Here is a 21,351-nt window from a genome sequence, read left to right as displayed (position 1 = left end):
CCGGCCGGCGGTCCCGGTCAGCCCTCGGCGTGCGGCAGGTTGCTGGTCGCCACCAGCGTGCGGATCGCCCGGAGCGCCACCGACAGGGTCGCCAGGTCGAAGTGGTCGCTCTCCCAGATCTCCGACAGCGTCTGACGGGCGCGCGAGACGGCCGCGGAGTTCGCGTCCGACCAGCGGGCCAGCCGCTCCTCCGGCGACAGCCCCGGCTCGCTGTGGGTGAGCACGTCACGGGTGAGCGTGGCGTGCGCGGCGTACAGGTCGTCGCGCAGCGCGGCCCTGGCCATGGAGTTCCACCGGTTGTCGCGGGGCAGCGCGATGACCCGCTCGCGGAGCCGGGCGAGCTGGAGCCGCTCGGCCAGGTCGAAGTACACCTCGGCGACGTCGGTGACCGGGCGTGCGGTGCGGAAGGCGATCTCCACGAGGTCGAACGTGGAGTAGGCCGGCACCATCACCGCGGCCCGCTCGGCCAGCTCGGCCGGCACGCCACGCGCGAGGAACCCGTCGCGGCGCTCCTCGAACGCCGCCAGGTCGGGGCCGGTGAGCAGCTTGGGCAGGTGCGGCAGCAGCCCGTCGGCGCCCTCGACGAAGAACCGGACGGTGGAGGACAGGTCCAGGGGCGGCCTGCGGTTGCCGAGCAGCCACCGCGCGCCGCGCTCGGCGAGCTTGCGGCCCTCCAGCAGCATGGCGAGCTGGGTGGCGGTGTCCACCTCGTTGTCCAGGGCCTCCACGGCCCGCCAGAAGCCCGGCAGGCCGAAGACCTCCCTGGACACCAGGTAGGCCCTGGCGATGTCCGGCGTGGAGGCACCGGTCTCCTCGCCGAAGCGGAACATGAACGTGGTGCCGCTGGCGTTCACCAGGTCGTTGACCACGCAGGTGGTGATGATCTCGCGCCGCAGCGGGTGGGAGTCCATGGCCGGGCGGAACCGGCCGCGCAGCGCCGAGGGGAAGTAGGACACCAGCCACGAGTCAAGGAACGGGTCGTCGGGCAGGTCGGAGACGAGGAGCTGGTGGTCGGCCACCAGCTTGGTGTACGCCAGCAGGACCGAGAACTCCGGCGCGGTGAGCCCGAGCCCGGCCTGCCGCCGCTCGGCCAGCGTCTTGTCGGACGGCAGGGCCTCCAGCTCGCGGTTGACCAGGCCCTCGCGTTCGAGCTTGCGCAGGTAGCGGCTGTGGATGTGCAGCATCTCGGGCGCCTGGGCCCGCGCGGCGGCCAGCACGACGTTCTGCGCGGTGTTGTCGCGCAGCACCAGCCCGGCGACCTCGTCGGTCATGTCCAGGAAGAGCTGGTCGCGCTGCTCGTCGGTGAGCGTCCCGTCGCGCACCACGCGGTCGAGCAGGATCTTGATGTTGACCTCGTGGTCGGAGGTGTCCACTCCGGCCGAGTTGTCGATGAAGTCGGTGTTGACGTAGCCGCCGTTCAGCGCGAACTCGATGCGGGCGAGCTGGGTGAGGCCGAGGTTGCCGCCCTCGCCGACCACCTTGCACCGCAATTCGGAGGCGTTGACCCGCAGGGAGTCGTTGGCCTTGTCGCCGGCGTCGGCGTGGCTCTCGGAGGTCGCCTTGACGTAGGTGCCGATGCCGCCGTTCCACAGCAGGTCGACCGGGGCCTTCAGTATCGCGTTGATCAGGTCGTTCGGGGTGAGCGCCGCCACGCCGGCGGGCAGGCCGAGCGCGGCGCGCACCTGCGGCGACACCGGTACCAACTTGGCCGAACGCGCCCACACCCCGCCTCCGGCGGAGATCAGCGCGGGATCGTAGTCGGCCCACGAGCTGCGGGGCAGCGCGAACAGGCGCGACCGCTCGGCGAAGCCGCGCGCGGCGTCCGGCGAGGGGTCCAGGAAGATGTGGCGGTGGTCGAAGGCGGCGACCAGCTTGATGTGCTGGGACAGCAGCATGCCGTTGCCGAAGACGTCACCGGACATGTCGCCGACGCCGGCCACGGTGAAGCCGGTGGTCTGCACGTCGACGCCCATCGAGCGGAAGTGGTAGGCGACCGACTCCCACGCGCCCCGTGCGGTGATGCCCATCGCCTTGTGGTCGTACCCGACCGAGCCGCCGGAGGCGAAAGCGTCGCCGAGCCAGAAGCCGTAGTCCTTGGCGACGCCGTTGGCGATGTCGGAGAAGGTCGCGGTGCCCTTGTCCGCCGCCACGACCAGATAGGTGTCGTCACCGTCGTGGCGGACGACGCCGGGCGGCGGGACCACCTTGTTGTCGACCAGGTTGTCGGTGATGTCGAGCAGGCCCGAGATGAACTGGCGGTAGCACGCCACGCCCTCGGCGAGCAGCTCGTCACGCCCGCCGCCCGCCGGCGGCCGCTTGACGACGAACCCGCCCTTGGAGCCGGTGGGCACGATGACGGTGTTCTTCACCATCTGCGCCTTGACCAGGCCGAGGACCTCGGTGCGGAAGTCCTCCATGCGGTCCGACCAGCGCAGGCCGCCGCGCGCGACCTTGCCGAAGCGCAGGTGGACGCCCTCGACCCTCGGGGAGTACACGAAGACCTCGAACTTGGGCCGGGGCAGCGGCAGCACGCTGATCGAGGAGGAGTCGAACTTCACGGAGATGTACGGCTTGCGCCTGCCGTCGGCCGTCCGCTGGAAGGCGTTGGTGCGCAGGGTGGACAGGATCAGCTCCAGGTAGGCCCGCAGGATGCGGTCCTCGTCCAGCGCGGCGACGTCGTCCAGGGCCGCCAGGACCTCCTCGTGCAGGGCCGCGGCGAGGTCGTTGCGCACGTCGCCCGAGCGACGCGGGTCCAGCCTGGCCTCGAACAGGTTCACGAGCAGCTTGGCCAGCCGGATGTTGCCGAGGAGCACCTTCTCGATGTACCGCTGGCTGAAGGCGGTGCCAGCCTGGCGCAGGTACTTGGCGTAGACCCGCAGGATCTGGGTCTGCTCCCAGGTCAGCCCGGCGCCGAGCACGAGCCCGTTGAAGCCGTCGCTCTCGATGTCGCCGCGCCACAGCGCCGCGAAGGCGTCCTGGAACAGCCGCTTGAACTCGGCGTGGCCGGCCACCGGCGAGGGGGCTATGCGCAGGCCGAAGTCGTAGATCCAGCCGGGCCGCTCGCCCTTCCTGACGATCTTGTACGGCCGCTCGTCCACCACCTCGACGCCCATGCGCGACAGCAGGGGCAGCACCTCCGACAGCGAGACCGCCGACCCGATGCGGTAGATCTTGAACCGCCGCTCGCCCTGGGCAGCGTCGGGCGGCTCGTACAGGTCCATCCCGATCTCGTCGGGCCTCTCGGCGAGCTCCTCCAGCCGGCGCAGGTCGGCCACGGCCGCGCGCGGGGTGAAGTCCGCCTTGTAGCCCTCGGGGAAGGCCGCCGCGTACCGGCCGGTCAGCAGGGAGATCTCGTCCCGCGAGGCCAGCTCGCCGATGGCGGCGCCGAGGTCGTCGGCCCAGGAGCGGGTGGTCGCCGCGATGCGGGCCTCCAGCTCCTCCACGTCGACGTCGGCGCCGCCCAGCGGCTTGCCGCGCTCGCCGCGGATCACCACGTGCAGGCGGGCAAGCGGCGACTCGCCGATCATCGTGCTGTAGTCGAGCGTCGTGCCGCCGAGCGCCTGGATCAGGATGTCCTGCATGCGGATGCGCACGTCGGTGGTGTACCGGTCGCGCGGCAGGTAGATCAGGCAGGAGATGTAGCGGCTGTAGTCGTCGCGGCGCAGGAAGAGCTTGACCCGCTTGCGCTCGCGCAGGCGCAGCACGCCGAGCGCCATCGGCACCAGGTCGGCGGCCGGGACCTGGAACAGCTCCGCGCGCGGGTAGGTCTCCAGGATCTCGATGAGGTCCTTGCCGTCGTGGCTCTCGGCGGTCAGCCCGGCCTGCTCCAGCACCTCGTCGAGCTTGCGGCGCAGCACCGGGATGTGCGAGATCGACTCGCTGTAGGCCACGTGCGAGAAGAGCCCGAGGAAGCGGCACTCGCCGTACACCTCGCCGTCGGGCGAGAACAGCTTGACGCCGATGTAGTCGAGGTAGGCCGGGCGGTGCACGGTCGCGCGGCTGTTGGCCTTGGTGACGACGAGGAGCTGTCTCTCCCTGGCCTTGGCCCGCAGTTCGGGCGACATCGCCGCGAAGCTCGCCGAGCCCGCCTTGTCGGCGCGCAGGATGCCGAGGCCCGTGCCGGGAATGGCGCGCAGGCCGTCGCCGTCGGGGCCCACCTCCAGCCGGTACTCGCGGTACCCGAGGAAGGTGAAGTGCCCGTCGGCGAGCCAGTGGAGCAGTTCCAGGCTGTCGTCCACGTCCGCGGCGGGCAGCGGCGGCGGCTCGGCCTCCAGGCCGGTCGCGATGTCCACGGCGCGCGCCCGCATCTTGGGGTGGTCCTCGACGGCGTAGCGGACGTCCTGGAGCACCCGCTGCAGGTCCTCCTCCAGGCTCGCGAGCACCTCGGGGTCGGACTGCCGGTCGATCTCGATGTGCATCCAGGACTCGACGAGCAACTGCCCGGTGAGCTCGTCCTGGCCGGGGCCGAGCATCTCGCCGGTCAGGTCGCGGCGGATCCGCATCTGCGGGTGCACGATCAGGTGGGCGCCGGTCTCGTGCCGGTCGAGTTCCATGGTGACCGAGTCGACAAGGTAGGACATGTCATCGGTCACCACCTCGACGACGGAGTTGCCGAGATCGAACCCATCCTCCTCGACCGTGGGGGTGTACACGCGCACCAGGGGCCGGCCCTGCGGGCGGTGGCGGGCGAGCCGCCGCAGCGCCATGGCCGGGCCGTACAGCGTCACCGGATCGCGGCCTATCACATCCTCCGGCGCGACATGCCGGTAGTAGCGCCGGAGGAAGGCCAGAACGCTCTCGCAGTCGAGATCGTGGCCGCCGGGGGATCCGGCACACAGTTCAGCGGCGGACCGAAGCAGCCGGTCCTTTGCCTCGTCGAGCGGCATGTCGCTCTCACTCCTTTGTGAGGGGTTCGCCTTGTTCCAGGTGGTCACAGCCAGGACCGGGGTTCCACCACGACAGGGGGAACGGCGACGGCCGCGCGGACAGGCTGCGTCCACGACAGAGGAGGGGCGGCGGGACAAGCATCCCACAGGCGGCGGTCCGGCGAGTCGCCGAGGGACCCCGCGGGGCCCCTCGCCGGCGGCGCGCCGATCATGCCGTCGTCCACGTCAGCGTGCGCGTTCACGGCCACGCGGCACCTCCCCCCGGCGGGCAGGCTCCCCGATCTCCGTTGACCGGAGTTCTCCCCGCCGTACCTGATATCAGCCCATCACACCTCGAACGTCAACTTGTCCGGAATCGTGCGCAGTTTCCGCCTCGTGGGGACTCTCGCGCCGCGCACGCGGGACTCCCGCGCCCCGAGCGCGCCATGGGCCGTGACCGATCCGTGATAAACCAACCTCCCTTTACGGACGTCTCACTGAACGAGGGCGACCTTGAGTTTGAGATGACCCTTTCTTGGGAGATGAGTGACCATGCGCCCCGCACTCGACCGCCGGAGCTTCCTGCGCGTCACGGCCGTCACGGCCGCGGCGGTGTCCGCCGCCTGTGACGGCTCCGTGGCCGCCGCGCACACCGGAGCACGCACCGGCCCCTCCCCCTCCGACTGGACCGCGCTGGGCAAGGGCCTGGCCGGGCGCCTCGTCCGCCCCGGCGACGCTACCTACGACGCGGCGAGGCGCCTGTACAACCCCTCCTTCGACGGCATCCGCCCGAGCGGGGTGGCGTACTGCGCCAATCCCTCGGACGTGGCCGAATGCCTCGCCTTCGCCCGGCGGCTCCGCGTGCCCGTCACCTCCCGGTCGGGCGGCCACAGCTACGCGGGCTGGTCCTCGGGCACCGGCCTCGTGGTGGACGTCTCGCGCATGAACAGCGTCCGCGCCACCTCCGGGCGCGCCGTCGTCGGCGCCGGGGCGCAGCTCGTGGACGTCTACGACCGGCTCGCCGCCCACGGGGTGAGCATCCCCGCCGGCTCCTGCCCGACCGTCGGCGTCGCCGGGCTGACCCTCGGCGGCGGCATCGGCGTCGTGGCCAGGAAGTACGGCCTCACCTGCGACACGCTGGAGTCGCTGCAGATCGTCACCGCCGACGGCCGGACGCTGACCTGCGACGCCCACCACAACCCCGACCTGTACTGGGCGTCACGCGGCGGCGGGGGCGGCAACTTCGGCGTCGCGGTGTCCTTCACCTTCCGCACCCACGCCACCCGCGATGTCACCCTGTTCTTCCTGCACTGGCCCTGGTCGCGCGCCCGCAGGGCCGTCGCGGCGTGGCAGGGGTGGGCGCCGTCCGCCCCGGACGCCATGTGGTCCAACCTGCACCTCACCAGGGACCCCGGGCTGGACCTGCAGATCGGCGGCCTCTACCTCGGCCCGCGCGCCGACTGCGAGCGGCTGCTGGAGCCGCTGATCGCCAAGATCGGCGCCCAGCCCGCCACCAGGTACGTCACGCAGACCTCCTACGGCAAGGCCATGATGATCGAGGCGGGCTGCTCGACCCGCACGGTGTCCCAGTGCCACCGGCCGGGAAGCCTGCCGGGGCAGACCGCCGACGGCCGCTTCCCCCGGGACGCGTTCTCCGCCAAGTCGCACATGGCCTACCGGCCGCTCTCGGCGGCCGGCATCGACGCCCTGGTCACCCAGGTCGGCCGCTCCGGCAGGCACGCCGTGCTCCTGGACGCCCTCGGCGGCGCGGTCGGGCGGGTCCGGCCGGACGCCACCGCCTTCCCGCACCGCGCGGCGCTGTACAGCGTGCAGTACTACGCGCACATGGCGGGCGCGGGCCCCTGGTTGCGGGGGGCGCACGCCGCCATGGAGCCGCACTTCGGCGGGCACGCCTACGTCAACTACATCGACCCGGCGCTGAGCGGCTGGCGTCAGGCCTACTACGGCGCCAACGCCGGCCGCCTCGCCAAGGTCAAGGCCGCCTACGACCCCGGCCGCCTCTTCCGCTTCCCGCAGGCCGTCTGACCGATTGCCCCCGGGGGCCGTCCGGTGCCCGGAGGACGGCCCCGGGGCGGTCAGGGGACGAAGTGCGCGAGGACCTCCGGGTTGGCCATGGCGCCCGCGTTCGCGGCCTGCTCCACAGGGGTGCCGAGCAGGATCTTCCGTACCGGCACCTCCAGCTTCTTGCCGCTGAGCGTGCGGGGGATGCCCGGCACCTGGAGGACCTCGTTCGGGACGTGACGCGGCGACAGTTCGCCCCGCAGCGCCTCCTTGAGCCGCTTCACCAGCTCGCCGGTCAGCGAGCCACCCTCGGCCATGCTCACGTACAGCAGCAGCCGGCCCTCCTGTCCGAGCCGGCCGGTGTCGATCACCAGGCTGTCCTCGATCTCGGGGAACCGCTCGACGACCCGGTAGAACTCGCTCGTGCCCATGCGGACCCCGCCCCGGTTGAGCGTGGAGTCGGACCTGCCGTAGATCACGCACGAGCCGTCCGGGAGGATCTTGATCCAGTCGCCGTGCCGCCAGACGCCCGGGTAATCGGCGAAGTAGCTCTCCTGGTACCGCCTGCCGCCGGGGTCGTTCCAGAACATGACGGGCATGGACGGCATCGGCCGGGTCACCACCAGCTCGCCCACCTCGCCGACCACCGCGACGCCCTCGGGGTCGTAGGACTCCACCAGCGCGCCCAGGCAGCGGCACGGGATCACCCCCGCCCTGACGGGCAGCAGGGGGACCGCGCCGACGAACCCCGTGCACACGTCCGTGCCGCCGGAGAACGACCCGAGCGGGACGCCCGGCAGGACGTCGTGCAGCCACGCGAACCCCTCGGGCGGCAGCGGCGAGCCCGTCGACCCGACCCCGCGCAGCCGGCCGAGACCGGAGGGGACCAGCTCCGCCCGCATGGAGGCGACGATGTACGGCGCGCCCGTGCCGAAGTAGGTGACCCCCTCCTCGGCGGCGAGCCGCCACAGCGCGTCAGGCCCCGGATGGGTGGCGCTGCCGTCGTACAGGACCACGGCCGCGCCGACGAGCAGCCCGCCGGCCAGGTAGTTCCACATCATCCAGCCGGTCGTCGTGTACCAGAAGAACACGTCCCCTTCGCCGAGGTCCTGGTGGAAGGAGAGCGCCTTGAGGTGCTCCAGCACGATGCCGCCGTGCCCGTGCACGATCGGCTTGGGCAGCCCGGTGGTGCCCGAGGAGTAGACCACCCAGAGCGGGTGGCCGAACGGCACCCGCTCGAACGCCGGCGCCGCCTCCTCGGCACGCAGCTCGTCCCAGGACGGCGTGCCGACCACCACGGTCGCGACCAGCCCCGGCAGCGCGGCGGCGATGTCGGCGACGACGGCCGACCGGTCGAAGTAGCGGCCGTTGTAGGTGTAGCCGCCGACCGCGATCAGCACCTTGGGGGTGATCTGGGTGAACCTGTCCACCACGCTCGCGGCCCCGAAGTCGGGCGAGCAGGACGACCAGACGGCGCCCAGCGAGGCGGTCGCGAGGAAGGCGATCAGCGCCTCGGGGGTGTTGGGCAGGTAGGCGGCCACGCGGTCGCCGCGGGTCACACCGAGCCGCGCCAGCCCCGCGCGCACCCGCGCGACCTCGCCGGCCAGCTCCCCGTAGGTGAGGGTGCGCCGCGCGCCCGACTCGTCGCGTGAGATCACGGCCGGGCGGGCGGGGTCGCCGCGCAGCGCGTTCTCCGCGTAGTTCAGCGCCGACCCCTCGAACCACCTGGCGTCCGGCATCGTCCCGCGCAGGACGGGCCCCTCGCCGCGGTCGCCCTCGACCGCGAAGTAGTCCCAGATCGAGCCCCAGAACTCCTCGGGGGCATCGACCGACCAGCGCCACAGCTCCTCGTAGTCCGCCCCGGGTCGCCCGAGCCACGAGGCGAACCGCGTGATCTTCGCGTCACGGATCACCTCGGGGGACGGCTCCCAGAGCAGCGCACCTTCCTCGACCATGGCCCCATCCTGCACCGGCCCCGATCCCCGGCGCCATCCCGCCCGCCCACACATCGGCGGCCGGCCGGCTGTCAGTGCGTCTTGCGGCCCATACCGCCCGCGACCGGCATGCGCTCGGCCTGGGCGTCCAGGATGTCGTCCACGTTGGTCTCGTCCGGCCGCCACTCCGGCAGCCTGACCAGACCGGGCTCGACCATCTCCAGGCCGTCGAAGAAACCTAGGATCTCTTCTTCCGTCCGCACGACTCCAGGAGCGTTCGCCGTCTTGTACACACGGGCGCTCGCCCGCATGTTGGGGACGTCCAGTACATGGGAGACCACCAGCAGTGAACCAGGGGCAAGCTCGCCTACCAGATCCTTGACGATCCGGTACGGGTCCTCCTCCGGAGGAATGAAATGCAAAATGGCGAGCAGGAACAGCGCCACCGGCTCGGCCAGGTCCAATAGCGATTCGCAGGCTCCGAGAATGGCGCCCGGCGTGCGCAGGTCGGCCTCGATAAAGAACGTGTTCTCGTTATTCGCGAGCAACGCCCTGCCGTGGTTCGCCACAATGTCGTCATTGTCGACGTAGACGGTTCGCACGGACGGCGCGCATGATTGCGCCACCTGATGGACATTGAGCTGCGTCGGATAGCCGCTCCCGATGTCCAGAATCTGCCGGATTCCCGCGTCCGCGACCGCGTACTGAACCGCCCTGCCCAGGAATCGCCGGTTCGCGCGCACCATTTCCTGCACGCCGGGATTCACGGCCATAATCTTGGCCGCCGCCTCGCGTTCCGAGGCGAAACTGTCGCGCTCGTCGCCGAGCAGGCAATTATAGATGCGCGCGACGCGCGGTCTGCCCGTGTCCAGGGAAGAATGAAGCGGAACAGGCCCACCGTCCGGCCCGGGCGAGCCGTCCCCCAATGTGTTCGCCATGTGCCGATGCTAACGCGTCCCGACGATCAGCAGCAATGTACCAAGCGTCACGGCGTCTCGCACACAGCGTGAATGGCGTCCGGGCCCGTGCCGGGGCGGACCTGAAATCCGGGAAACGGTCCGGCCGCCGGGCGCATTCAAATCGAGCGGACCGAATGTTTCTTTTTTCGGAATGCTCAGCCGGCCGTGCGGTCCATCGGGCTGGTCAGGTGGGTGACGGCGGCCACGAGGTCGGAGGTCTCGGTCAGGTCCTGCAGGACGACGTCGGCGCCGGCCTCGTGCAGCTCGGCCGTGGTCGAGTGCCCGGAGGCGACGGCGATCATGGAGGCGCCGGCGATGCGTGCGGCCTGGACGTCCCTGGCCGAGTCGCCGATCAGCACGGTGTTGGATCCGTCACACCGGAAGCCGTACATCTGCCGCACCCTGCCCTGGGTGACCTGCAGGAGCGAGGCCTTGGGGTAGACCTCCTCGCCGTACCCGCCGACCTCGAAGTCCACGTACCTCTCCAGGCCGAACGCCCGCAGCTTGAGCATGGCGTTGTTCTTGATCGTGCCGGTGAGCACCGACTGGACCACGCCGTCGATCCGCGAGACGGCCTTCAGCGCTTCCTTGGCGCCGGGCATGGCGCGCCCGTCCTTGTCGATGCGCCTGCGCTTGGTGGCGAACGCGCCGGCGAGCGCGTCGATGAACCGGGGCAGGTGCTCGTCGCCGGTCACGATGCCGTTGATGGCGAGCGTCTCGAAGATGATCTCAGAGTCGGGGCGGCCCTTCGCGGGCGCGAGCTTCACCAGCGGGCGCCCGGTGACCTGACGGAAGGCGTCGGCGTACGCGTCACGGGTGACGATCGCCACATCGACCAAGGTGAGGTCGATGTTCCAGAGCACGAGACGGTTAATGAGGGCCTCCGTGGGCGAAAGGGGTGCGCTCAGAGTACGACGAACGCACGGTCCCGGTGCCGGGCGATGCCCAACTCATCCCATAAGCGGGCGAAACCCCCCGAACCAGCGCGTACGTGGCTCGCAGCCGAACCCACGTCACCACGTACACGCCTCGCGGCCGGGAGGTGTCACCCGGCGAAGTCGAAGGCCTTGGACAGCGAGTCGACGACCGGGAAGCCCGAGGCCGCGAGGTCGGCGTGACTGGTCATGCCGCCCGCGTACAGGACCGGCTGGGCGCCCACGTGCTGTGCCGCGTGCGCGTCGTCGATGCTGTCGCCGATGACCAGGATCTCCGACGGCCGCACGTCGAGCGACTCGATGTGCGCGACCATGTGCTCGGCCTTGCCGCCGCCGGGGGCGCCGCCGTCGCTGAGGCCGTCGATGCGCGCGAAGTACTCCGCGATGCCCAGCTCAGCGGCCTTGAGCACCAGCCGTTCGTGGGCCCACATGGACAGCAGCGACTGTGTGCGCCCGGACTCGGCCCAGGTGCGCAGGCAGTCGACCGCCTCCTCGGCGAGGGCGCACGACAGCATCAGCCGGTGGTAGTGGTCGTGGAAGGACTGGTCGAGGACCTCCCACTCCCCCTCTCGCAGTGTGCGTCCGAGGATGCGCTCGTAGGCGACCCAGATCGGGCGGGTGTAGGCGGCGCGGAAGCCGTCGTTGTCGAACGCGGCCACCCCGTAGGGCTTGAAGACCTCGTTCGTGGCTCCCACGACCGCGTCGATGTCGTGAAAGAGCGTGCCGTTCCAGTCCCAGATGATGTGCTTCATATCGAGGTCCAGAATAAACGAACGCGCCGACAGGAGCGCGGGCCAGGGCACCGGCGGGGTCAGATGAGCAGGTCGGTGATCTCCTGGGTCGCGAACCACATCAGCTCGTGGGCCTCGGCGCCGTCCACGTCGAACCGCGCGTCGTCGTCCCCGCCGTCGGCGGCGAACACCGCGGCGAGCGCCGTCTCGATGTCGGGCACCGAGGCCAGGTCGTCGACGTGGAACGAGGCGATCTGGGTCAGCGGCACCGCGACCGGGATCCGCACGCGCGACCGCTCCTCAAGGTCGGTGCCGGAGGTGACGACCTCGTCGGGCACCTCGGCGGCGATCACCACGCGCCGGGCGGCGACCTTCACCCCGTCGGCGCGGTCGGCCGCCAGCATCCGCAGCGAGGCCCTCGCCGCGTCGGTCAGTGCGACGTACTCGAGCTCCTCTGTGCCACCCGAGACGTACCACTCGACCAGCGCGGGGGTCACCGCGTAGCCGGTCAGCGGGGCGGGGCCGACCTCCCCCGTGTCGGCCACCTGGGCCAGCGCGGGAAGGGTGCATGGCAGGTAGACGCGCATGCGCTCGTTCCTCAATCATGATCTCGCCGAACGTCGGCGCCCGAGAGGCGCCGATCACCTACCTGAGTGTGCCAGCCGCCGCGCCTTCGCCCGCACAGGACCACCTGAGCCGGGGCGTGCGCGCCGCCGCCGGCGGGGGTCACACGCGCGGGCGCAGGGGGAGGCTGAGCAGCGACTCCAGCTCCGTGATGGTCGTGCCCGCGTCGCGGTGGTGGACGCCGGCCATGCCGAGCGCCCGGGCGGCCTGCACGTTCGCCTCGATGTCGTCGACGAAGACGCACTGCTCGGCGGGCAGCCCCACCAGCGCGAGCGCGTGGTGGAAGATGCGCGGCTCGGGCTTGCGCATGCCCACCTCGCCGGAGATGACGACCTGGTCGAAGTACTCGTCCCAGCCGTCCCGCAGGTAGTGGTCGCCCCAGGAATTGGAGACCAGGCACGTGGTCACCCCGGCGGCGCGCGCGGCGCGCAGCATGTCGTACATCTCCGGCACCGGGCGGAACCCGGAGAACATCCGGCCCAGCAGGCCCTCGGCGACGGGCGGCACGCCGTTCAGCGTCATGAGCCTGGCCGCCAGGACGGCCTCGAACTCCGCGGCGGCGATCTCGCCACGCTCCAGGCCGTGGATCGGGCTCTCGGCGCCGTCCTCACCCTCGTAGGCGTGCCGGATGAGCTCGCCCATCAGGTCGCGGTAGTGCGAGCCGTCGATGGCGTCGGCGAGCACCCATTCGGCGATCGCGTCCCGCAGACCGGTGGTGAGGACCCCGCCCCAGTCGATAAGCACACCCTTGACCACAACATCTCCTCTTGTCCGGCCCGGCCTCCCAGACTAGGACGGGCCGCGCGCCTACGGCGTGGCCAGCCCCACCGGAAGCACGCCCTTCGGGGTGAGCGCGCCGGTCAGCGCCTTGGCGGCGGCCCTGAGCGAGGCGTCGCCGTCGGAGTAGACCGCGAGGGCGGTGTCGTACCCGCGCAGCCGCGCGAGCTCGTACGGCGCGCCCATCGACACCACGACGACCTTCTTGCCGGTGCGCGCCATCGCCGAGACCAGGCGCGCCTGGGCGGGGCCCGCGTCCTTGGTCGTGACGACCACGGTGTCGGCCCGCGCGGCGGCCGACCGCGCGCCCGCGATCTGTGCGGCCGTCGGGGTGTCCCCGGTGGCCGCCGCAGACGCGCCGTCGAGCATGCCGGCCAGCCGCCGGCCCGCCGGGCCGGTGACCAGCACGTCGCCCTTCACCGGCAGGCCGCGCGCGCCCTTGACCGGCGTCACCGAGCGGTCGGCGATGCCCTGAGCGGTCTGCTGGTGCGCCTTGGAGCGCAGCCCGCCGGAGTCCTTCTCCGGGGCGTCCAGGATCCCTCTGGCGGCCTTCAGCGCCAGCAGGCGGGTGACCGACTTGTCCAGGCGCGCGCGCGAGATGCGCCCGGACTTGACGGCGGCGAGCACCGCCCCGTAGGCCTTCGGGAAGTCCGGCGGCATCAGCAGCAGGTCCACGCCCGCGAGGATCGCCCGCACGGCCACCTCGGCGTCGCCGTACTTCTCCCGCACCCCGGCCATGTCCAGGGCGTCGGTGGTCACCACGCCGTCGTAGCCGAGCTTGTCGCGCAGCAGGCCGGTGAGGATCGGCTTGGACAGGGTCGCGGGGTCGCCCGACGGGTCGAGCTTCGGCATCACGACGTGCGCGGACATCACGATGTCGACCCCGTGCCGGGCGGCCTCGCGGAACGGGGGCGCGTCCAGGCGCTCCCACTGGGCCCGGGAGTGCTGGATGACCGGCAGCCCGCTGTGGCTGTCCACCCGGGTGTCGCCGTGCCCGGGGAAGTGCTTGGCGGCGCTGCCCACGCCGGCGTCGTGGAAGCCGTCGACGGCGGCACCGACCATGGCCGCGACCCGCGCGGGGTCCGATCCGAACGAGCGTGAGCCGATGACCGGGTTGGCGGGGTTGACGTTGACGTCGGCGACCGGGGCGAAGTCGAGGTTGACGCCGAGGGCGCGCAGCTCCTCGCCGGTCACCCGGGCCGCCGCGCGGGCGTCGGCGGGGTCGCGGGTCGCGCCGATGGCCATGCTCCCCGGCACGTCGGTGACCAGGGAGCCCAGCCGCGACACCAGGCCGTTCTCCTGGTCGGCGCCGATGATCAGCGGGATCTTCGACGCCTTCTGCATCCCGGACGTCAGCTTGGCCAGTTGCCCGGCGTCGCCGATGTTGCCCGCCCACGGGAACAGGATGACCCCGCCCGGGTGGTACTTGCGGATCACCGCAGCCGGGGTGGCCACGCCGAACCTCGCCTGGTTGTCGCCGTGGGCGCCGTCCGCGCGCGGGCCGTACAGGACGGGCATGAACAGTTGCCCGACCTTCTCCTCCACGCTCATCGCCGCGAGCGACGGCGGGGCGGCCGGGCCTTGGGTGGTGGAGGCGGACGCGACGGTGGGACTGGGCGCGGGCGGCGCGCTCGTGGCCGGGCGTACCTCCCTGGCCTGGGACGACGCGCCGGCGCACCCGGCTGTCAGCATCGCGATCACCAGTGACGCGGCCACGCGGGCGGGTACGACCATGCCCCCACGGTAGTGGGGCCACCGGCTCAGAGAGACAGCTCGGCGAGTCCGGGGAGGTGGGCGCGCGCGGCGGCGCGGGCCGCCTCGGCGGTCGTGGCCGCCCGCGCGTCCGCCGCGGCGGCCCGGCACTGGGCCAGGGTGTGGCGGGCCAGCGCGGCGCGGACCCACGGGATGGCGGGCGCGCCCATCGACAGCGACGTCACGCCGAGACCGGCCAGCACGCAGGCGAGCGCCGGGTCGGAACCCGCCTCGCCGCACACCCCGCAGGGGACGCCCGCCGAGGCGGCCGAGGCCACCAGGTCGAGCATGACGGGCTGCCAGGGGTCCTGGTAGTCGCTGAGCGCGGCCACCTCGCGGTCGGCGGCGAACGCGTACTGCGCGAGGTCGTTGGTCCCCACGGAGAAGAAGTCCACGGCGGGGGCCAGGTCGGCGGCGCGCAGCGCGGCGGCGGGGATCTCGATCATGATCCCGGCGGACGGGATGCCGGCCGCGCGGCAGGCGCCCGCGAACCAGGTGGCCTCCTCGGCGCTCGCGACCATCGGGGCCATGACCTGCAGGCGGGCCGAGGTGGCCTCGGCGGCGCGGGCGAGCGCGTGGAGCTGCCCGAGCATCACGTCCGGAAATATGCGCAGGATCCGAATGCCGCGCTCGCCCAGCGCCGGGTTCGGCTCGGTCCCGGTGGGCGGCAGGAAGGCCAGCGGCTTGTCGGCGCCCGCGTCGAGCACGCGCACCACCACCGGCCGGTCGGGGAACGCGGACATGACCTCGCGGTAGGCGGCCTCCTGCTCCTCTTCGGTGGGCGCCGTCTCGCGGTCGAGGAAGAGGAACTCCGTGCGGTACAGCCCGACGCCCTCGGCGCCGAACTCGACCGCCGCCGCGAGGTCGCGCGGCCCGCCGACGTTGGCCAGCAGTGCCACGGCGTGACCGTCCGAGGTCATGCCGGGGCCGGTGGCCGTGGCCAGGACGCCGCCGCGGGTGGCCGCCTCCTCCATCGTCCGGGCGACCTCCTCCTCGGTGGGCTCCAGCCCGACCAGGCCGGTGGTGCCGTCGACCAGCACGTCGGTGCCGTTGATGATCGAGGACGCGCCGGCGCAGGCGACGACGGCAGGCACCCCGAGGGCGCGGGCGAGGATGGCGGTGTGGCTGGTGGGGCCGCCCTGCTCGGTGACGAAGGCGGCCACGGACTCCTTGGAGATCAGCACGGTGTCGGCGGGCGCGAGGTCCCTGGCGACCAGCACGTACGGCCGTTCGCCCTTGTCGGGCAGGCCGGGCATGGGGATGCCCGAGAGCGCGGCGATCACCCGGTCGCGGATGTCGTCCAGGTCGGTGACGCGCTGGCCGAGGTACCCCCCGATCTCAGCCAGCATGTCGTGATATCTCATGAAAGCTTCGTAAACGGCCCGCTCGGCGGACGTCCCCGCGTCGATCAGCTCGGCGACCTCCGCCGACAGCACGGGGTCCCTGGCGATCAGCGCCTGCGCCGCCAGCACCTCCCGCGCGTCGCCGCCGGCCATCTCGCCCCGCTCCGACAGCTCGGCCGCGACGCGTTCGGCCGCCGCCTCGGCCCGCGCGATCTCCCCCACGGGGTCACCGTCGTGCCGTCCCCCGGCGGGCGGCTCGGGCACCGTGCCGCCCAGCAGGTACGCCGGACCGTACCCGGCACCGGGACTGACCCCGGCCCCCGTCAGCCGTTCCAACACGCCCTCACGGGTGGGTCACGATCGCGGCGAGCTCGTCCAGCAACTGGTCGGCGCCGTCGCCCTCGGCATGGATGACGATCGCCTCGCCGTTCTTCACGTCCAGCGCGAGGATGGACAGGATGCTCTTCGCGCTGACCGGCGCGCCGCCCGGCTTGGCGACGGTGACGTCGATGGGCGCCTTGGCGGCCGTCTGCACGAACGTCGCCGCGGGCCGGGCATGCAGGCCGACCGGCGACTCCACGATGACCTTGCGCTCTGGCACGGTTCCTCCTCAACTACCTCAGGGTGGTCCAGACCACCCTGTGAAATCAGTACGGCTAGCGCGTTATTCCTGGAAGATCCCTCACAGCGGCAACGGCCAGTCAACACCGGATAGATCGGATACCACCAGATCGGCGGCGAACAGTTCGCTCGCGTGGTGCGTCGTCGCCACCCCCACACAGGTCATACCCGCGGCCTTGGCCGCCGCGATCCCCGCCAGCGAGTCCTCGAACGCCACGCAGTCCCCCGGCGGCACCCCCACCGCCGCGGCACCGGCGAGGAACCCCGCCGGATCCGGCTTCCCGACCTCGACGTCCTCCCCCGACACGATGGTATGGACCGCGTCGCCGACGCCGAGCAGCTCAAGGCAGCTTTCTGCCCAATGCCGCCGCGCCGAGGTCACCAGCACCACCGGCAGGCCGAGCCCGTCGATGCGCCGGATCAGCTCGACCGCGCCCGGGATCGGGGTGACCAGGGGCAGCCCCGGCCGGTCGTAGTAGGACCGCAGCTCGTCCATCAGGTCCTCGACGCGCCTGCCGGGGAACAGGGCGGCCTTCTCGGCGAGCACGTCGGGCCCGCGCCGCCCCATGAACTCCCTGAGCAGGGTCTCGTCGTGGTCGACGCCGTGCCTGACCAGCAGCGCGCTCCACAGCGCACGGCCGCGCCGCTCGCTGTCCACCAGGGTGCCGTCGAGATCGAAGAGCGCGGCTGCCGCCTCCACCCGTCCACCCCCGCCTCAGTCCCACCGGAACAGCTCGTCCCCGGCCCGTACGGCCCCGGCCGTGACGACCGGGCTCACAGTACCGGGCCGGGCCTCCAGCGCCACCACCGGGCAGATCGGGGACCTGCCGCCCGCCTCTATCGCGGCCGGGTTCCAGGCGACGACCGGCTGCCCGGCGCGCACCCGCTCCCCCTCGCCGGCCAGCAGGCGGAACCCCTCTCCCCTGAGCTCCACCGTGTCGATGCCCAGATGGACCAGCACCCCCCTGCCGTCCCCGCCCACGATCACGTACGCGTGCGGGTGCAGCTTGAGTATCGTGCCGTCGATGGGCGCCAGGACCGTGCCCGGCTCCCTGACCGGGTCGATGGCCGTCCCCGGGCCCACCAGGCCTTCGGAGAACACCGGGTCGGGCACCGCCGCCAGCCCCACGACCGACCCCGCCACCGGGGCCAGAACAGTGGTCACGGTCCTCCCACCTTGGCGTCCCGGCGCGTGGATCAAGCGATGATGTCGTCGATGTCGGAGGCGATCGTGTCGGCGTCCGGCCCCACGACCACCTGGACGACGTTGCCCGCCGCCATGACGCCGTGGGCGCCGGCGGCCCGCAGGGCGGCGTGGTCGACCTTGGACGCGTCACGGACCTCGGTGCGGAGGCGGGTGATGCACGGCTCGATGTCGATGATGTTGTCGGCGCCACCCAGTCCGGCGATGATCGCGCTGGCGTCTGCCGCCATGTCCGTCCTCCTCATCACACCCGCGTCGCACCCGCATCACGCCCGCGGCCAAGGTAGTGAGGTTATTCGGTCTGCGTCACCTTGTTGAGCCCGCGCGGGGAGTCGGGGTCGATGCCCCGCCGCCGGGCGAGCGCCTCGGTCAGCAGCTGGCCGGGCACGATGAGGCCGAGGGGCGCCACCCACTCGGGCAGCGCGGGGCCGTTCAGCGCCGCCGTGGAGGCCGCCGCCAGCTCGGCGCCGCCGCCCACGCCGTAGGAGTACGCGCCGGCGCCGGTCACCCGGCGGGCCAGCGCGATGGTGCCGGGCAGCGTCGGCCCCTCGCCGGCCGCGACCAGCAGGGCGGGGGTGCTCTCGTCCACGACCGCGATCGGGCCGTGCAGCAGGTCGGCGTACGACAGGCCCATGGCGTGCAGGTAGCACGCCTCCTTGAGCTTCAGGGCGGTCTCCAGGGCCGTGGAGAAGGCCATGCCCCGGCCGGAGACGACCACGCCGGAGACGTGCGCCAGGCCCTCGACGACGGCTTCGAGGTCGCCCGGGTCGGCGATCAGCTCCTCGACGGCGTCCGGGACGCGGGCGAGGTCGTCGGCGTTCACGTCGGCGCCGAGGCCGATGGCCAGCACCGCGAGGGCCGCGAGCTGGGTGGTGTAGGTCTTGGTGGCCGGTACGGCCTTCTCCTCGCCCGCCTCGGTGCACAGGGCCAGGTGGGCGGTCTCGGCGAGCGGCGACCGCTCGCCGCCGTTGGTGATCGCGACCGTCACGGCGCCGCAGTCCTTGGCCCAGGCCAGGGTCTCGACGATCTCCTCGGTCCTGCCCGACTGGGACAGCGCGACCGCGAGCACGCCGGTGAGGTCGAGCCTGCGCTTGTAGGTGGTGGCGATCGAGGGGGCGGCCAGCGAGGACATCCTGCCCGCGTGCGCCTCGATCAGGTAGCGGCCGTAGACGGCGGCGTTGTCGGAGGTGCCCCGGGCGATGAAAACGAGCTGCCGCGTGCGGCCGGCGAGGCTCTTGACCTCGCCGATCCTCGGGAGCAGGGCGTCGAGCGTGGCCCGCAGTGCGGCCGGCTGCTCGGCTATCTCGCTGCGCATCTTGGTCGTCATCCGTGCCCGTCCTTCAGCTTCGGAGGGCGAGATCGGGCCGTTATCGATCCGTCGCCGGTCCGTACGTTGACACTTATTTCTGGCTTGTGGTCTAGTCCGGACTAGACCAGTACAAACCCTAACTTATACCCACATCGAGTTCGAGAGGAGAGGATCATTGGCCCAGATCGACCCCGACAGTCCCATCCCGAAGTACTTCCAGCTTCGCGAGATCCTTCTCGACCTCATCGAGAACAACGAGCTGTCCATCGGGGCGGCGATCCCCTCGGAACGCGAGCTCTGCCAGCGTTTCGGCCTGTCACGGATGACCGTACGCCAGGCCGTCGACCACCTGGTCTCCGAGGGCCGGCTGCACCGGGTGGCGGGCAAGGGCACCTTCGTGGCCCGCCCGAAGATCGAGATGGCGCTCCGGCTCACCTCGTTCAGCGACGACATGCGGGCCCGGGGCATGGAACCCGGCTCCCGCGACCTGGACCGCCGGGTGGTCCGGGCCAGCGCGCACCTCGCGCGGGAACTCGGCATCCAGCCGGGCGAGGCGGTGCACTTCATCGAGCGGCTCCGCACGGCGGACGGCGAGCCGCTGTGCATCGAACGCGCCCACATCCCGGTCTCCTTCGCGCCCGACCTGGAGTCCTTCGACCTGTCAGGCCGGTCCCTCTACGCGCTGCTCGAGACCCGCCACGGCGTCGTCCTGGACGCCGGAGAACTGACCATCGACGGCGGCATCGCCGACCCCGGCGACGCCGACCTGCTCAAGCTGCCCCGGGGAGGTGCCGTGCTGCTGCTCCAGCGCCGGTCGTTCACGGGCGGCGTCTGCGTCGAGTTCGGGGTCTCGACCTATCGTGCCGACCGGTACCAGCTCCGCACGGTGCTGGAGATACCGAACCGGCGCAGCTAGTCCTCCCATTCCAACTCTGGAGGAAAGCCGATGAGCTCCATCTCGGCAGACGCGGGCCCGCCCGCGCCCCCCTCGTCCGCCTCCGCCCTCATGGCGATCATGTCCCGCATCGGGCGCTCGCTGATGCTGCCGATCGCCGCCCTGCCCGCGGCGGGCCTGCTGCTCCGGCTGGGCCAGGACGACCTCCTCGGCCGCACCCAGAACGCCGCCCTCGACAAGATCGCCGAGATCGTCGGTGGCGCGGGTGGAGTGCTCTTCGACAACCTCCCCCTCCTGTTCGCCATCGGCGTCGCCGTCGGGTTCGCCCGCCGCTCCGACGGGTCCACCGCGCTGGCCGCGCTCATCGGGTACCTGGTCTTCGACCGCGTGTCCAAGCTGCTGTTCTTCGACGCCGCCACCGGGTACGCCGTGCACAAGCGGGTCGCGCAGACGATCGTCGGAGCCGACGGCAAACCCACCGAAGTGATCAACCTGGCGGCGGGCAACCCGACCGGCGTGCTCGGCGGCATCGTGATCGGGATCACCGCCGCCCTGCTCTACCAGCGCTACCACCGCATCAAACTGCCCACCTGGCTGGCGTTCTTCGGCGGGCGGCGGTTCGTGCCCATCGTCACGGCGTTCGTCGCCCTCCTGCTCGGCGTCGTGTTCGGGCTGCTGTGGCAGCCGGTCGGCGAGTGGATGACCGGTTTCGGGCGGTGGCTCGCCGACCACTCCACGGCCGGCGCCGGGATCTACGGGGTCTTCAACCGGCTGCTCATCCCCTTCGGACTGCACCACTTCCTGAACTCCATCGTGTGGTTCCAGGTCCCCGACTGCACGGTGGCGGGCAAGCAGTTCGCGGGCGATCTCACCTGCTACCTGCAGGGCGCCCCCGGGTCCGGCGAGTTCATGGCCGGGTTCTTCCCCGTCATCATGTTCGGCCTGCCCGCCGCCGCCATCGCCATCTGGCGCGCCGCGCCGCCCCACCGCCGCACCGCCGTCGGCAGCATCATGATCTCCGCGGCGCTCGTGGCGTTCGTCACCGGGATCACCGAGCCGATCGAGTTCGCGTTCATCTTCGTCGCGCCGCTGCTCTTCGTGATCCACGCCCTGCTCACCGGGCTGTCGATGGCGCTGGTCGCCGCCCTGGACGGGCACCTCGGCTTCAGCTTCTCTGCGGGGGCCATCGACGCGACCCTCAACGCCACCAAGTCCAACACCGACAAGTTCTGGCAGATCATGTTCCTCGGCGTGATCTACGCGGTGGTGTACTACGTCGTGTTCAGCTTCCTGATCAAAAGACTCAACATCCTCACCCCGGGCCGCGAACCCGAACCCGACATGGACTCCGGCGACCCCCCCACCCCCCAAATAACCCCC

17 protein-coding genes are annotated in these 21,351 nt (G+C 71.7%); 3 read left to right on the top strand and 14 right to left on the bottom strand.

The features are described 5' to 3' along the window. Positions 1-17: 17 nt before the first annotated feature. Positions 18-4,886, bottom strand: coding sequence for an NAD-glutamate dehydrogenase (locus tag NYZ98_RS36085; protein WP_262848847.1), 4,869 nt, complete (start codon positions 4,884-4,886; stop codon positions 18-20). A gap of 531 nt (positions 4,887-5,417) precedes the next feature. On the opposite strand from NYZ98_RS36085, the gene NYZ98_RS36080 reads away from it, so the two are divergent. Continuing rightward, positions 5,418-6,911: an FAD-binding oxidoreductase gene (locus tag NYZ98_RS36080; RefSeq protein WP_262848845.1), complete on the top strand. Its 1,494-nt coding sequence runs from the start codon at positions 5,418-5,420 to the stop codon at positions 6,909-6,911. 50 nt (positions 6,912-6,961) lie between these two features. On the opposite strand, the gene NYZ98_RS36075 is transcribed toward NYZ98_RS36080, so the two are convergent. The 13 genes from NYZ98_RS36075 to NYZ98_RS36015 form a co-directional block, all read right to left on the bottom strand. Then, positions 6,962-8,842, bottom strand: coding sequence for an acetoacetate--CoA ligase (locus NYZ98_RS36075; RefSeq protein ID WP_262848843.1), 1,881 nt, complete (start codon positions 8,840-8,842; stop codon positions 6,962-6,964). Between the two features lie 71 nt (positions 8,843-8,913). Continuing rightward, entirely contained in the window at positions 8,914-9,759 is an 846-nt protein-coding gene (locus tag NYZ98_RS36070) for an SAM-dependent methyltransferase (RefSeq protein ID WP_262848841.1), read from the bottom strand. A gap of 176 nt (positions 9,760-9,935) precedes the next feature. Next, positions 9,936-10,643: an HAD family hydrolase gene (locus NYZ98_RS36065; protein WP_262848839.1), complete on the bottom strand. Its 708-nt coding sequence runs from the start codon at positions 10,641-10,643 to the stop codon at positions 9,936-9,938. Positions 10,644-10,825: 182 nt separating this feature from the next. After that, positions 10,826-11,467, bottom strand: coding sequence for an HAD family hydrolase (locus NYZ98_RS36060; protein WP_262848837.1), 642 nt, complete (start codon positions 11,465-11,467; stop codon positions 10,826-10,828). A 59-nt stretch (positions 11,468-11,526) separates the two neighbouring features. Further along, positions 11,527-12,033, bottom strand: a complete 507-nt coding sequence (locus NYZ98_RS36055) for a DUF6912 family protein (protein ID WP_262848835.1) — start codon at positions 12,031-12,033, stop codon at positions 11,527-11,529. 139 nt (positions 12,034-12,172) lie between these two features. Then, positions 12,173-12,826 carry an HAD family hydrolase gene (locus NYZ98_RS36050; protein ID WP_262848833.1) on the bottom strand — a complete coding sequence of 218 codons (654 nt, stop codon included), beginning with the start codon at positions 12,824-12,826 and terminating at the stop codon, positions 12,173-12,175. Between the two features lie 51 nt (positions 12,827-12,877). After that, on the bottom strand, positions 12,878-14,581 hold the full coding sequence (locus NYZ98_RS36045; protein ID WP_262848831.1) for a glycoside hydrolase family 3 protein: 1,704 nt from the start codon (positions 14,579-14,581) through the stop codon (positions 12,878-12,880). Positions 14,582-14,607: 26 nt separating this feature from the next. Continuing rightward, the gene (gene ptsP, locus NYZ98_RS36040; RefSeq protein WP_262848881.1) at positions 14,608-16,278 is read right to left on the bottom strand and encodes a phosphoenolpyruvate--protein phosphotransferase; all 1,671 of its coding nucleotides are present in this window, start codon (positions 16,276-16,278) and stop codon (positions 14,608-14,610) included. Positions 16,279-16,285: 7 nt separating this feature from the next. Then, the gene (locus NYZ98_RS36035) at positions 16,286-16,543 is read right to left on the bottom strand and encodes an HPr family phosphocarrier protein (protein ID WP_262848829.1); all 258 of its coding nucleotides are present in this window, start codon (positions 16,541-16,543) and stop codon (positions 16,286-16,288) included. An 81-nt stretch (positions 16,544-16,624) separates the two neighbouring features. After that, the gene (locus NYZ98_RS36030) at positions 16,625-17,263 is read right to left on the bottom strand and encodes an HAD family hydrolase (RefSeq protein ID WP_262848827.1); all 639 of its coding nucleotides are present in this window, start codon (positions 17,261-17,263) and stop codon (positions 16,625-16,627) included. A gap of 15 nt (positions 17,264-17,278) precedes the next feature. Continuing rightward, the gene (locus NYZ98_RS36025) at positions 17,279-17,728 is read right to left on the bottom strand and encodes a PTS sugar transporter subunit IIA (RefSeq protein WP_262848825.1); all 450 of its coding nucleotides are present in this window, start codon (positions 17,726-17,728) and stop codon (positions 17,279-17,281) included. 32 nt (positions 17,729-17,760) lie between these two features. Further along, a complete protein-coding gene (locus tag NYZ98_RS36020) occupies positions 17,761-17,997 on the bottom strand; it encodes a PTS glucose/sucrose transporter subunit IIB (RefSeq protein ID WP_262848823.1) in 237 nt (78 codons plus the stop codon). A 62-nt stretch (positions 17,998-18,059) separates the two neighbouring features. After that, positions 18,060-19,094 carry an SIS domain-containing protein gene (locus tag NYZ98_RS36015; protein WP_262848821.1) on the bottom strand — a complete coding sequence of 345 codons (1,035 nt, stop codon included), beginning with the start codon at positions 19,092-19,094 and terminating at the stop codon, positions 18,060-18,062. A 157-nt stretch (positions 19,095-19,251) separates the two neighbouring features. Between NYZ98_RS36015 and NYZ98_RS36010 the strand changes: the two genes are divergently transcribed. Then, positions 19,252-19,992, top strand: a complete 741-nt coding sequence (locus tag NYZ98_RS36010; RefSeq protein WP_262848819.1) for a GntR family transcriptional regulator — start codon at positions 19,252-19,254, stop codon at positions 19,990-19,992. Between the two features lie 30 nt (positions 19,993-20,022). Further along, positions 20,023-21,351: PTS transporter subunit EIIC (locus tag NYZ98_RS36005; RefSeq protein WP_262848817.1), on the top strand; the 1,329-nt coding region annotated here is incomplete at its 3' end.

Source organism: Sphaerisporangium corydalis, from assembly GCF_025506355.1.
GTDB lineage: Bacteria > Actinomycetota > Actinomycetes > Streptosporangiales > Streptosporangiaceae > Sphaerisporangium > Sphaerisporangium corydalis.
Note: the sequence above shows the minus strand (reverse complement) of the source record. Positions and strands in the feature narration are given on the sequence as shown.

Coding starts and splice junctions, on each gene's coding strand:
- NYZ98_RS36085 (WP_262848847.1), bottom strand. CDS start 4,886: ATGCCGCTCGACGAGGCAAAGGACCGGCTGCTTCGGTCCGCCGCTGAA.
- NYZ98_RS36080 (WP_262848845.1), top strand. CDS start 5,418: ATGCGCCCCGCACTCGACCGCCGGAGCTTCCTGCGCGTCACGGCCGTC.
- NYZ98_RS36075 (WP_262848843.1), bottom strand. CDS start 8,842: ATGGTCGAGGAAGGTGCGCTGCTCTGGGAGCCGTCCCCCGAGGTGATC.
- NYZ98_RS36070 (WP_262848841.1), bottom strand. CDS start 9,759: ATGGCGAACACATTGGGGGACGGCTCGCCCGGGCCGGACGGTGGGCCT.
- NYZ98_RS36060 (WP_262848837.1), bottom strand. CDS start 11,467: ATGAAGCACATCATCTGGGACTGGAACGGCACGCTCTTTCACGACATC.
- NYZ98_RS36055 (WP_262848835.1), bottom strand. CDS start 12,033: ATGCGCGTCTACCTGCCATGCACCCTTCCCGCGCTGGCCCAGGTGGCC.
- NYZ98_RS36045 (WP_262848831.1), bottom strand. CDS start 14,581: ATGGTCGTACCCGCCCGCGTGGCCGCGTCACTGGTGATCGCGATGCTG.
- NYZ98_RS36020 (WP_262848823.1), bottom strand. CDS start 17,997: ATGGCGGCAGACGCCAGCGCGATCATCGCCGGACTGGGTGGCGCCGAC.
- NYZ98_RS36015 (WP_262848821.1), bottom strand. CDS start 19,094: ATGACGACCAAGATGCGCAGCGAGATAGCCGAGCAGCCGGCCGCACTG.